Origin of the sequence: Lysinibacillus sp. NPDC098008 (assembly GCF_044760715.1) — a bacterium.
Lineage (GTDB): Bacteria > Bacillota > Bacilli > Bacillales_A > Planococcaceae > Lysinibacillus.
This window is the reverse complement of record NZ_JBIWBA010000032.1, coordinates 15594-28932: the sequence shown is the minus strand read 5'-3', so window position 1 is coordinate 28932 and position 13339 is coordinate 15594. Positions and strand designations below refer to the sequence as shown.

The following is a 13339-nucleotide window of genomic DNA, read 5'->3' as shown; positions in this document are numbered from 1 at the left end:
ACCGTAATTTATCATTGAGAGAATTAGCGGATAAAGCTGGCGTTACAGCTTCGTACATTTCAAAAATCGAAAATGGACTTAAGCCTAACATTACGTTAAACGTATTATTAGCACTTTGCGAGGCGCTGCAAGCGGACCCAAAGCTGTTTTTAAACGATAAATTGCAAAAGGCTTATGAAGAACCATTGGATTGGAAAGATTTTTTCTTAATGAGTGAGGTATATCATCATGGAGAACCGTTAACATTGGAGCAGAAGCAGAAAATGATTGAAGCAGCTGTAAAAACAATTTCATAGTTTATCTCGGGACAGGTAGAGAAATCTACTTGTCCTTTTTTGTATGGAACCCCAAATATATGATGCTAATAATAAAGCACTTTACTTACACTCTTCCAGCTTAACATTATAAAGACCACAATACAGGTAAAAATTGGTACGACATATTTTTGGATTTTAAACAGAAAAAATATTGTATCCTCTCCATTAACAACATTTAATTTGGAGGAAACAAAATGAAAACACAATTCGTATCAATGAAAGAATTACAAAATGGTAAAATTACAACTCAATTAGCAACACGTTGGATTAAGCGTAAGCAGCACTTACTAATTAACTCTCAAACAGGTTCTGGTAAAACTACAAGCTTAATGAATGCTGTATTAAATTTAGCAGACCCAAACACATCGGAATTCTACATATTTACAGCGCCAACAATCAATCTGTGCGAGCAAGTCTTTAAAGACCACCCTAACGGAACGCTATTATTAACAGGTAAAGTTAAAAATAAAACTGAACTAATTGAACAGCATATTAATCAAGGCTATCGTGTATTTATTTGCACATATGACCAAGCTACAAATCTTATCAGTAGCTTAAAATCTTTCGATAAAGAAACACGATATAATCTGATAATAGATGAATACCATCGTCTTATTACAGATTATAACGAGGATTTTCGCAAACAAACGATGAAGCAACTTTTTAAAGTTCAAAAGAAAGCTAAAAGTTTAATCGGGCTTTCTGGAACACCACAGCTAGTTTTGGTTGATGATTTTAATTACGTTATCGAAGTAGAGCGCACTAACAAAAAGTTATTCGAGGAATTTGCTTTTATTTCGTTTTCGAAAGAACTTTCTTTCAAAGAATGTTTACTCGAATACATTGATAAAAGAGTCAGTGAAGGTTATAAAATCCTGCTATATTTACAATCGGTGCGAATAAACGAGCAAATTGTTGCTAAATTGAGAGAAAATGGTATATCTGCAATTAATATTGATTCAACTTCTACAAAAGAAAATGAGGGTTATAAAAGTATAATCAATAATTCTTTTCTTCCTGAAAATTACGATGTGATTTTAACTACATCTCTTTTAGCAGAAGGTATTAGTATTAATAAACGCGAAAACGAAAAGGTTGAGGTCGTTGTACTAGCTCATCAATATTCTAAATTCTTTAACCCTTTTGTAATTGAGCAAATTAGCCACCGCATTCGTCAACCTTATGACAGATTTTCTATTTTCTCAGAAAATCCCGATGATTTTAACAAACCAGATATCAAACCAAATTTGAGATTATACAACTACAAAAAGGCTTTCGAAGAACAAAAACAAAGCGCCTTAAAGTCCAAATATAATTTGACGAATACAAATGGTTACAAAAAAATCACTAATGACATAATTGCTCAATGCGAAAAAAATGCCTACCTCGAAGTTAATGAAGATATCATTAATATTGATGAACTTGAAATTCTTTATACAATTCATCGCCAACTTGAATTGCACTACCAAAAAAATAGGCACGCATTTTTAGCTGCTTTAAAAAAACAATTCCCTTTAAACAGTTTGCTGGTTGAAAATTTCGAGCTAACAACTTCACAAAACGATGATTTGAATGACGAGAAAGAAATTCACAAAGAGGCACTATGCAAACGGTTCCGATTAGAAGACTTTAACGCTTTACGAAAAGAGAGTCGTCGAATTAATTTACAGCTTAAAAAATTAAATCTTACTTCTAAAGAGAGAAAGATGATTAAAGCTCTGTGTCCATATACGCCAACATATGAACTGCTAATAGAAATTGTACAAAAAAGTACACCTACAAGCGTTAATCAGTTAGTAGCTGCTTTAAATGGCTTTTTAGAAATAAATCTTTTAAAGAAGCTAAAAAAAGAAAATTTCACTACTAAATATATAAAGCTAATCGAGGATGTAATAGACGGTAAGTACTATTCTTCTAAAGATTTAAAATCACTTCTAGAAGATGCGTACAAGTTCGCTGTAATTAATATCGATAACGCTGTTTTAAAGGCAAACGAAATGAGAAGAATCTATTTCTATAAACATGAAATCCGAACAAATTCAAAGCGAACATTTACTTTAAAGTTGCATAATCTGAGTACACTTGCCACACAGTTTGATTTAAATGAACTTCAAATTACAGTTTTGGTACAAAGTGCAATGATTCATAACAATTCTTCCTATAAAAAAGAAATTCATGAACTTTTGTTAGCATCCAAAATCATATAATTTCCAAAACGGTAGTGAAAACATACTACCGTTTTTTAGTTGCTTTCCAACTGTAACCGTTCGGAAGCAAGCACTTCTGTCATTATATAATGCACAGGGAAGCACGTTGCTATTGAAATTTGTTTTACATCATTTATCGGTAACACTCAATGAAAATGTGGCACGAAACAACGTGTGCCATTTTCGGAAACAAAAGCTGCGCTGGACTAGACCATTACACGTTGCCATTGAAATCCCTTTTCAGTTTTATCGCAGCTCACAAGTAAATGTGTATCCTCAGCAGAATATAACCCTTGTCGGAAACAAACATCACATATAGGTATTTGTTGCACAGAGTAGTCGCAATTTGGACACATTTAACGTGTTAGGTTGCACTTCTTCGGTAACAACAAATGCAACGTGTGGCACAAAACAACGTGTGCCACTTTCGGACACAAATGCTGCGCTGAAATAGACCATTACACGTTGCCATTGAAATCCCTTTTCAGTTTTATCGCAGCATACAAGCATAAGTGTATCCACAGCAGAACATGACTCCCTTCGGACACATTTAATGTGAGTTTTAAATGAAACGTGACAAAATTTTTATGTATTTATTTAAACAACAGTTAAAAAAAATGTCACGTTTCCAGATAATTCGTAGCGAATTCCGAGCGACTTATTAGAAACGGATTTTGTTCATATCTTGAACACTCACCGTAGTCGCCGTTCGGGAGCAAGCACTTCTGTCACGATTGTCTGTTTTTATCTTATTTTCGTATTCATGATAAAATGTAAGAGATATTTTGTAGGAGGGATTTTTTATGTATAGTATTCAATTTGGGCAAGACACTATCCCTTATACAATCAAATGGAGTGAACGACGCAAGACAGTTTCAATTAGTGTCGATGCAAATGGTGTAATGATTACAGCACCGGCACAAACAACAGAAGATAAAATTGAGGAGCTTGTTTATCAAAAGGCGAGTTGGATTCGCGCTCAACTGTTTCATTTCAACGAGATGCTTGATGAGAGTCATACTCGTGCCTTCTTATCTGGCGAAAAGCTGCCATACTTAGGCAGACAGTATCGATTGAAAGTGTTTAAAAATGACGATATTCGGGAGGCAACATTCAAATTTCAACAAGGCACATTCATTGCACTGCTACCTGTACAAATTGCAGAAGAACAGCATCGCGAGGTTCTATTACCTCTTTACGAGCAATGGATTAAGGAAAAAGGCGAGGCTTTCGTTCGGAACCGTATTCATCGATTCACGCTGAAATTGCAGCAACAACCAACTGCTGTAAAAATAAAGGACCAGCAGCAACGATGGGGAAGTTGTACGGCAAGCGGTCAAGTTCTAATCAATTGGCGCATCTTACTTGCCCCTGTTTCAATTATTGATTACGTACTTGCGCATGAACTAGCACATTTAAAATATATGGACCATTCGAAGGCGTTCTGGGATACATTAGGGATGCTTGTAGATGATTATGAAGAACGGAAAGAATGGTTGCGAGTGAATGGTAAAACGCTATATATTTAAAAAAGTCATGTACTGATTTTTACTTAATTCAGTACATGACTTTTCAACTAATTACGTCTTGTTATATTATTCCTAATCTTCTTCGTTTAATTCTTCCTCTCCATTATCCATTACATCATTTAACAATAATGTTTTTGCCTCATTTGAGAGAGATTTTATTTCAGGAACTTCAGGGAATTCCTTTTTCACTTCTTTTGGAGCGTTTAATGCTGGATGAATCTCTGCCCCCTCTGACATGTATTTAGCTAATTCTATTAATTGTTTCGATACCCGTTCTTTATATTCAATTAAGTTCCCTACACGTTCATCGGTTAAATTCATATCCGAAACTAATTTTTCTACTTCAATCGAGGCATATTCCTTTAATAGTGTATCTAATACCTTATTTACTTCGTCGCGTTTTTCTTGTTCTACCTTACTAGAAGAATCTAAAGAACTTTTTGTTTTTAATAAAGAAACAACATACTTTTTAGCAAATAAAACTGTTATTTCAACAAAGCTACCTATAAAAACAAGTGACTCCTTATTGTTTACAATTACTTCTATCCAGTTAGAACCTGTATCAAAATTATTTAATTTAACTTCTGTATTTAAATCTGGAGGTAATATTTGAGATAATATTTTTTCTATATCTCCTATAAATCTAGATACTTTCTTTAAACCTTGATACGGCGGTAATTTAATACTGATAGAATTAGGCTCTTGCGGCGGTATAGCTACTTCAATTGCCTTTAAAACAGCATCCACCTTAAGGTTTATATTGCTTATAACCTTTTCATATTTTGCAAGTTCATTCGGATTAACTCTCATTGCACCACCTCTATAATTATATAATGTTGGCACTTTTTGTGACAGTTCATCTAAATCTGTTTTGAAAATACCGTACTTTTCTAAATTAGATAATTTTTCATTTATTAAAGTAATATTAGAAACTTCATATAAGTTAGAGTTAATTTCTTTTTTTCCTATTTTGGCATCTTCTTTCCATATCGACTCAATATTTTCTTTTAATTCTCTCAACCTCATATCCAATTCCCCTTTGCTTACTTCTTCCCATACTGATTCTCCGCCAACGCAATAAAATACCCCGTCAACATCGAAGCATCACTCATCGACATTTTCTCTTTCAACAGCTTCACCTTTAAATCCGCCGTTAATTTACGCTTAAAATCCGTCTTTGACGACCAATCACTTATCGGCGCTACTGTATCCTCAATAAACTGATGCACGTCCACCGCAATTTGCTTCAAATTATATTCAGCACTTTCTTCATGCACTTCCAACAACTTGTTATAATAAGGCTCTTGCAGGCTCGTTAAGCCGCTTTGGGTTTTCCCGCTAACTTTGGTCACAATCGCTTCCTTCGCTTCTTCTAGTTTCTCTAACAGCTCAAAAATGGTCATCTGACGCTCTTTATACTTTTCGATGAGCTGCTCGACTTTTTCCCGTAAAGATGTATAAAAAACTTTATCCTCATCTAAGCGAATGGTGATTTCCTTTTTGATGGCGTGTTCCATTTGAGCTGCCTTCGTTTCGGGCTTTACGTTCTTTTCGAGTTCTTCCTTAAACGATACGTCCAAAATGGAAACAGGGTCACGGGCGTCGATACCTTCTGTAAATAAATAGTTCTGCACAAGACGGCGCACCTTTTCACCACATTCTGAAATGTCCATCCCATCATCCACAGAGAAGCGTGACTTTGCCAACTGACGAATCGCGCCTAAACGCTTTAAATCGCCCGTAAAACGCTCTGCTTTTGGACTTGGTAATACTTTATCCATACTTTGTGCAAAGCGCTTATACGCCATGTCAAAGTCTGCTCGAACGTCCTCATCGACCAAGCGTAAAATCGCTTCTTCTAAATCGTTCGGCTTCACGCCATCAAAATAACGAAGCGCTTTTTTGTGACGCTGCTCTAGACGTGGCAATTCATCATCAATCGACTTCAACGCCCCTTGCACATCATTTGCGCTGAAAATCTCAAGCGCTTGGTCAAGGAACCGCGATACGCCAAAGTAATCGACAATTAACCCGTATGTCTTGTTATCATCATACTTACGATTCGTGCGGGCAATCGCTTGTAGTAGGTTATGTTCTTTCAAAGGCTTGTCTAAATACATCACCTGTTCAATCGGTGCGTCAAAGCCTGTTAGCAGCTTGTCACACACGATAAGCATTGCGAGCTTATCCTCATCCATCGGTTTCTTAAAACGCGCAATGAGGCTCTTTTCCTGCTCTTTTGAAATATGGTACTGACGCATTTCCTCCGAATCATTTTGACCAGCAGAGAAAATGACTGCTGTTTCAAACTGACCAGCAGCGAACTCATCAATGAGCTTTTTATACTCAACCGCTGCGTGTCGAGAAACTGCAACGACCTGTGCCTTATAACCATTCACTAAAATTTTGCTTTCGTAATGGCGCACAATATCGAGCGCAATTTCGCGCATACGGTCTGGCGAAGTTAATAACAGTTCATCATTCACGTACTTTTGCTTAATTTTCTCACGTGTATCCTCGTCATACTCATGGAACGAGCGTGCAAATAGCTCATCTAACGACTCACCTTTTACGTGTAAATTCGGCAGGCGTGATTCATAAAAAATCGCCACCGTCGCCTCATCCTCAACGGCTTGTTCAATCGTGTACTTATCAATATAAGCCCCAAACTTACCGGTTGTTGAGCGCTTATCCTTTTCAATCGGCGTCCCCGTAAAACCAATAAACGTCGCATTCGGCAATGCCTTACGCATATTCATCGCTAAGCCTTTGTACTGCGAACGATGTGATTCATCCGTCATGACGATAATATTTTCCGATTCCGAAATGATAGGGAACTGCTTGTCATCATCACCTTGGAATTTTTGAATAAGTGTCATGACCGTACTACCTGCCCCTTTGGCAAGCTGCTGCTTTAAGTCGGCTACAGAGCTTGCTTGCGTCGGGTTCGGGAAGCCTGATTGTTGGAACGTGCCCGTTATTTGTTCATCAAGGTCTTGTCGGTCGGTGACAATGACAAGCATCGGATTTTGTAGCTTTGTTTGACGACGTAACTTCATCGCTAAATATACCATCGTCAGCGATTTTCCTGAGCCTTGCGTATGCCAAACAACACCACCTCGAAGTGCTGGCTTGTCGGCTGTTAAAATACGGTCAATTGCTTTATTTACGGCGCGATATTGTTGATAGCGTGCCAGTTTTTTTACCTTGCCATCGAATACAATGAAGTTTCGCATTAAATCGAGTAATGCGTCTTTACGTAGCATCCCCGCAATTAAAACGTCCTGTGCGCGTGTCGAGCCAACGTCGTCCATCGTTAACGGATATGGGTCTTTCCATAAACCGTAGTGCTGTGCCTTCGCAAACACCGTTCCTGCACGCGCTCGGTCACGACTTGTCACAATTAAAATTTGGTTGTACCAAAACAGTCGCGCATTCGTTTGCATATAGCGCTCAAACTGACGCACACCCTCTGGCAACTGCTTATCCACTTGTACTTTTGGACTTTTACATTCGACCAAAACAAGCGGTAAACCGTTTATGTACAGTACAATATCCGGTCGAATCGTTCCGTTCGCATTTTCAATTGATAGCTGATTGACGACCATAAATTCATTATTGTCTGGCACATCAAAATCAAATAGCACGACCGTTTGATTTTTCTTGCCGTTACCTATATCTTGCATGACCGAAATACCTTGCCCAAATAGCCATTCAAATATCGTTTTGTTGGCGTGCCACGTATCCTCGGCTTGCAGCGATACAAACTGCTTCACGACTTTTTCAACGTTACTATCATCTATCCAAGGATTGAGCTGACGAATTGCCTGTGCAAAGCGTTTCTCCAATACAATTGCCGCCTTTGATGAACGTTCACTATCAAGCTCTGGTCCTGTTTTATGTACGTAACCATAACCTTTTAACTGCTCAATGAAAGGCAGCTCCACCTCGGTATATTCTAATTTATTCATCCACATTCACCTGCCACTTACCCGTCACAGCACACGAACCGTTTGAAGTTCCTCATCATATTCCATGATTTCTACATCACTCGGAATGAGATGCCCATATGTACGGATATAATATTCACCTAATGTTTCATTACGTTTATTGCTATAATCGCGCAAAATGAAAAAGATTTTACGGTACTCTGGTGGTGCTAAATGAAAGTAATACATCGCCTCGTTCCAGACGGTTAGCTTCGCACTCGGTACATTATCGCCCGAAGTCCAACGATGCGATTTACATTCGATAATGATTTTGTCCTCTGCATCCGCAGGCGTACCTAAATCGAAGCGATGATTTTTCTTACGTTCCAGCCCAATCGGTAACGCCATATCCTTAATAATTTGATAGCCCTGTGCCGTAAAATAGACGTGTGCTGCTTCCTCAAAATCACGTCCGATATGTGCATTACTAATAGAACCAACTCTTTGAAAATTATTCATACAAATCCCCTTTGTGTTTGCATTAGATTTTCACGCGAATTTGCCCTGTTAGGAGTTGTTGCATTAAGCCTTTTTTTAGTTCCTCGTATTTTACTTTTTCCTCTTCGTACACTTCGATTTGTTCATCTACGGTTGAGAGGATTTGGGCGATTTTTTGTTGTTCTTTTAAATTCGGAAACGGTATCTTAACTTCACCAACATCAACTAAACTTACATTAGATTGATTCCCTGTTCCTCCAACACCTATTTCAAAAAAGCTCATTCGAAACAGCTCTGTTTGTAAAAAGTAGAAATAATATCTTGAGTCAATTTTCTCTTTATCTTTTCTTAGACAACCTACACGCTGATTTACAACTAATACATTATCTCTTTCAATAAATGCAACGTTGCCGTAATCTCTTTTTCCAACTGTACCAGTTAATGAAATAACAATATCTTCATTCTGTAACTTATATTTATTTTGTGGCTCTAAAATATCATTTATTGAGATGAAAGCTTTATTTTTAGTTAAATCTAGCTTTCCTTGTTTTACATTTCCCATTTTTATAACTTGTAATGTTTCCTGCTCGGGTTCACTTTTAAAGAGTTTACTTTTAAACGCATAACCTGAAATTAAAGCAAAAACTTCTTTTATACTTTTAACTTGCCAATCGGCAGGTATCTCCCCAAGCTCTGTCTGCTTAAACTCCGTATGCCCAATCCCTTTTGTTAACAATTGCTGCATTAAACCTTTTTTCAATTCCTTTGTTTTCACAATCAACTGCTCGGTTTCATAAATTTGCTCGTCTACGGTTGAAAGGATTGAGGCGATTTTTTGTTGTTCCTTCAAAGTTGGTAGTAATAGTTTAATCACTTTAAAGTCATTATAACTAATTTGCTTACCATCTCTAATGCCTACAATAGAACCTTTCAATTTATCAATAAACCAAAATGATTTAAATAAGTGTCTAAAATAATCTGTATCTACTCCCTCAAGTGGTTGAAGAATAGTGTAAGCAGGACTTGAAATCCCTGTTATTTTTGAATATTCTATCCCTCCTTGAAAAGACCTTAAGCTAATTACAAATTGTCCCGATTCAATTAATTTGTATGTTTTTAATGATTTTTTATCGTATTTGATATTTATATCTAGGTCATCTCTATAAACGACACCGTTATCTTGTGTAACAGAGAGAACTGGTAATGTTTCAAACCCCTTTTTAGAGACATTTTCAAATAATTCACCAGTAGTTTTAACTTCCCACTCACTCGGTATCTCCCCAAGCTCCGTCATCTTATACCCTTCACGTACTTCACTCATTAAATTTCACCTACCCCAAGCTCACGTAAGTATTCATTTAACTTCGTTTTCGTGTCGTTACGTTTTGCTTCGATTGCTTGTAAGTCTTGTAGAACTGCTGCAATATCGACTTGTTCTTCTTCCTCCGACTTATCAATATAGCGTGTGATATTTAAGTTGTAGTCGTTATTTTTGATTTCTTCTAATGACACAACTCGCGCGTATTTTTCAATGTCCTCATATGAATCATACGTTGCGACAATTTTTGCAACATCCTCATCACGTAACGTATTTTGGTTTTTCCCTTCTTGGTACTCACCTTCTGCTGCGATGAATAGGACGTTGCCTTTACGCTTTTCGTCTTTATCACGATTGAAAATAAGGACACTTGCTGGAATGCCTGTGCCGTAAAATAGGTTCGATGGTAAGCCGATAACAGCCTCAAATAAATCCGACTCTAATAAGCCTTGACGAATTTTCCCCTCTGCACCACCACGGAATAGCACACCATGCGGCATAACAACACCTGCTTTACCGTTCGCCTTTAGTGACGCAATCATGTGCTGAATAAACGCAAAGTCACCCGCATTTTTCGGTGGGATGCCGTATTGGAAACGACCGTAAGCATCATTTTCTGCTTCTTCACGTCCCCATTCCTTAAGAGAAAACGGTGGGTTAGCGATTACGCGGTCAAACAGCATAATCTCGCCATCTTCTACTAACTTCGGTGTACGAATCGTATCACCTTTGACAATCGTATGGTCAGGTAAGTCGTGTAGTAATAAGTTCATTTTCGCAATCGACCACGTATTTAAGTTCTTTTCCTGTCCGAAAAGCGAAAGCGATTGTGGATTGCCACCTGTCGATTTCACGTAATCCACTGATTGAATTAGCATCCCGCCCGAACCACACGTAGGGTCGTACACGCGCATCCCTTCCTCTGGCTTAATGAGTTTCACGATAAGCTCTACCACTTTTGACGGCGTATAGAACTCGCCACCTTTTTTACCTGCATCATCGGCGAACATCTTAATCAGGTACTCGTAAGCGCGTCCTAGCATATCTGGCTCTGAAAGGCTTTCGTTACGTAAATCTAATAATTCAAAGTGCTGTAAAAGACGTTGTAGCACACCATCTGTTAATACTTCTTTACGGTTGAAGTCGATTGGTGTTAAAACTCCTTCAAGCGTCTTGTTTTCATTCTCAAGCGCCTCAAATGCCACGTTAATCGCTGAACCGATATTTTCAGCCTGTGAACGAATCACCGTCCAACGCGCAGCTTCTGGTACGTAAAACTGATATTGGTCTTGGTCGTCTACTAACAACGCCCCAATTTCCTCACCATGCTCTGCCATAATCGCCGCACGATGCTCCTCAAACACGTCATTTAAACGCTTTAAGAAAAGCAAACCGAATATGTAATTTTTAAAATCCCCAGAATCCACCGAGCCACGTAAAATGTCGGCTGACTTCCAGAGATGTGATTCTAGTTCTTGTAGTGTTAGTTGTGTCATTTGAACTTCCTCCAATAGAAAAATTATTCCATTTCATAATGCAACAGTACCATATATTTGCCATTTGTTGATATGACATTCTAAAGTGACTGTACACTTATACATTATTATAATTTATTTCATTGTTTGCTTAAGAACATTTTAATAATCCATTTGAATTTTAGAAGGCTTTATTGTATGAAATAAAGCCAAAATAATGTATATTTTTAATCTAAAAGCTGTATAATCTTAATATTAAGTTCAATTTTTTTATTTTTTATCTTAAGGAGGTATTATAATGGCGATTCAAGGTATTAAAAAACTACCTATAAGTATTGAGCCTAATCAAGCTACATCACTGTTAATGAAGTTGGCAAATATATCTTCTGAAATTGGACGTCTAGATGAGAAATTTAAGCGTTCTATATTAAAGAGTGATTTAATCAACACTCTCGCATTAAAAGAATCTGTTCAGTCTACAAGGATTGAAGGTACACAAGTTACATTTACTGATATGGTCGAACAAATTCATAAATCCGAGCAAAAGTGGGAGCATTTAGAGGTATTAAACTACCAAAAAGCATTAACAATGGGGCAAGAACGAATTCAAAACGGCTATCCGGTTTCAACAAGGCTCATTTTAGAACTTCATTCCATTCTTATGGATGGAGCAGCGCGAGGTACTAATATAGCAAAAGGCGAGTTCAGAAAGATTCAAAACTGGATTGGACCTACAAAAAAAATTGAAGATGCCGTATATATTCCAATCGCGGCAAACGAAATAGAGGATTATCTGGATAACTGGGAAACATATGCGAATCTGCATCCTTATGGCGAAAAAATGAGTACAGCTCATTTATCTGATGGTGGATTTATTATTGATGAACATGCCCATCCGTTACTCAAAGTTGCAATTCTTCATGCTCAATTCGAATCCATCCATCCATTTTTAGATGGTAATGGACGTTTAGGGCGAATCCTCATCGCACTTTACATGATGCAATCAAAACAAATCTCTAGTCCTATATTCTTCGTAAGTGAGGAACTAGAGAAACAAAGAGCTAGATATTATCATTTATTAAACGGCACAAGAGGAGATAACCCTAATTGGTATAATTGGCTATCGTTCTTCTTAGATGCTTCTCAACGTATGGCTGATAAGCTAAATACCCTTCTAGATAAAGCTGAATTGATGGCTAAAGAAGGCATGTTGAAGTGCGACACACATATTCAGAAGCAAATTTATATTCTGTCGTTCAGACATCCGAACTTAACTGCTATTCAAGCTGCAAAGCAATTTAATTTAGCTCCGACAACTGCTAGAAATGCGCTTAACTTCTTAGACGAAAAAGGGCTGCTTTTTAAAGACAAATCGCAAAAGCGCAATGTTGAATATTTCAACTATGATGTACTTGATTTAATCAATAGCTAAACCTATAAAACGGGCATCCATAAAAATTATTGGATGTTCGTTTTATAACATTCAGCAGTACAAAACCTCTTATCTTTGCCAATTTACATCACAAAAACGTCCATTCATTGACCGATTATAGTTTTCTCATCTATCTTTGCCATTTCACATCACAAATTCATAGGATGTTTGATTCCGTTAAACTGTTTATCCTTGCCTAATTACATCACAAATCGCGTAGTTGCGCCTTGTACACGACAAAACCATCTATCTTTGCCATTTTACATCACAAATTAGAGTCAAAATGAAATTAATGGTTACTTCACTTTATCCAACATAATCATTGCAAGTAACATTCGAAAACCAAAAGTAATTATTTTGTCTGTGTTTGCTGTATCTAATCGACAAAGCAGAACTTATTTCTAACTATGCAATCACTTTATTCTCGTTTTTCTCCACTCCCGCAAAACCCTCAAAAAAATAAATTTCTAACTATGTTCAGTAACAATAAAGTTCTGCTTTTTCGCCCGCTCTGAACCCGCATTGCACCGTTGGTAGTTAGAACAAAGTTGTGTCGCAAAATCACCGATTTTCCCAATTATTTTCCAACCCAAAAACAGAACTTAATTCTCGTTCGAATAAAGTCCTGCTTTTC

At 37.2% G+C, this 13339-nt stretch carries 9 protein-coding genes; 4 read left to right on the top strand and 5 right to left on the bottom strand.

The annotated features are described in order from the left end of the window. The 3 genes from ACIQVU_RS18655 to ACIQVU_RS18645 all read left to right on the top strand — a co-directional run. On the top strand, positions 1–296 hold a 296-nt coding region (locus ACIQVU_RS18655), incomplete at its 5' end, for a helix-turn-helix domain-containing protein (RefSeq protein WP_402896723.1). 215 nt (positions 297–511) lie between these two features. Further along, positions 512–2524: a DEAD/DEAH box helicase gene (locus ACIQVU_RS18650; RefSeq protein ID WP_402896721.1), complete on the top strand. Its 2013-nt coding sequence runs from the start codon at positions 512–514 to the stop codon at positions 2522–2524. 803 nt (positions 2525–3327) lie between these two features. Further along, positions 3328–4053: a M48 family metallopeptidase gene (locus ACIQVU_RS18645; protein WP_402896720.1), complete on the top strand. Its 726-nt coding sequence runs from the start codon at positions 3328–3330 to the stop codon at positions 4051–4053. A 72-nt stretch (positions 4054–4125) separates the two neighbouring features. Here the strand turns inward: ACIQVU_RS18645 and ACIQVU_RS18640 are convergent, their stop codons facing one another. Genes ACIQVU_RS18640 through ACIQVU_RS18620 form a run of 5 tightly spaced genes read right to left on the bottom strand, consistent with a single transcriptional unit; the run spans position 4126 to position 11294 of the window. After that, positions 4126–5079: a hypothetical protein gene (locus tag ACIQVU_RS18640; protein ID WP_402896719.1), complete on the bottom strand. Its 954-nt coding sequence runs from the start codon at positions 5077–5079 to the stop codon at positions 4126–4128. 17 nt (positions 5080–5096) lie between these two features. Further along, entirely contained in the window at positions 5097–8024 is a 2928-nt protein-coding gene (locus ACIQVU_RS18635; protein ID WP_402896717.1) for a type I restriction endonuclease subunit R, read from the bottom strand. Between the two features lie 24 nt (positions 8025–8048). Beyond that, entirely contained in the window at positions 8049–8501 is a 453-nt protein-coding gene (locus ACIQVU_RS18630; protein ID WP_402896715.1) for a hypothetical protein, read from the bottom strand. A gap of 22 nt (positions 8502–8523) precedes the next feature. Next, a complete protein-coding gene (locus ACIQVU_RS18625) occupies positions 8524–9801 on the bottom strand; it encodes a restriction endonuclease subunit S (RefSeq protein WP_402896713.1) in 1278 nt (425 codons plus the stop codon). Then, positions 9801–11294 (bottom strand): type I restriction-modification system subunit M, encoded by a 1494-nt coding sequence (locus ACIQVU_RS18620; protein WP_402896711.1) that lies wholly within the window; start codon positions 11292–11294, stop codon positions 9801–9803. The genes ACIQVU_RS18625 and ACIQVU_RS18620 overlap by 1 nt, the downstream gene beginning before the upstream one ends. Before the next feature lie 277 nt (positions 11295–11571). On the opposite strand from ACIQVU_RS18620, the gene ACIQVU_RS18615 reads away from it, so the two are divergent. Further along, positions 11572–12705, top strand: coding sequence for a Fic family protein (locus ACIQVU_RS18615; RefSeq protein ID WP_402896709.1), 1134 nt, complete (start codon positions 11572–11574; stop codon positions 12703–12705). Positions 12706–13339 lie beyond the last annotated feature (634 nt).

Excerpts from the sequence above, each read along its gene's own strand:
- ACIQVU_RS18650 (WP_402896721.1), top strand. The coding sequence starts at position 512 with ATGAAAACACAATTCGTATCAATGAAAGAATTACAAAATGGTAAAATT.
- ACIQVU_RS18620 (WP_402896711.1), bottom strand. The coding sequence starts at position 11,294 with ATGACACAACTAACACTACAAGAACTAGAATCACATCTCTGGAAGTCA.
- ACIQVU_RS18630 (WP_402896715.1), bottom strand. The coding sequence starts at position 8,501 with ATGAATAATTTTCAAAGAGTTGGTTCTATTAGTAATGCACATATCGGA.
- ACIQVU_RS18640 (WP_402896719.1), bottom strand. The coding sequence starts at position 5,079 with ATGAGGTTGAGAGAATTAAAAGAAAATATTGAGTCGATATGGAAAGAA.
- ACIQVU_RS18645 (WP_402896720.1), top strand. The coding sequence starts at position 3,328 with ATGTATAGTATTCAATTTGGGCAAGACACTATCCCTTATACAATCAAA.
- ACIQVU_RS18615 (WP_402896709.1), top strand. The coding sequence starts at position 11,572 with ATGGCGATTCAAGGTATTAAAAAACTACCTATAAGTATTGAGCCTAAT.
- ACIQVU_RS18635 (WP_402896717.1), bottom strand. The coding sequence starts at position 8,024 with ATGAATAAATTAGAATATACCGAGGTGGAGCTGCCTTTCATTGAGCAG.
- ACIQVU_RS18625 (WP_402896713.1), bottom strand. The coding sequence starts at position 9,801 with ATGAGTGAAGTACGTGAAGGGTATAAGATGACGGAGCTTGGGGAGATA.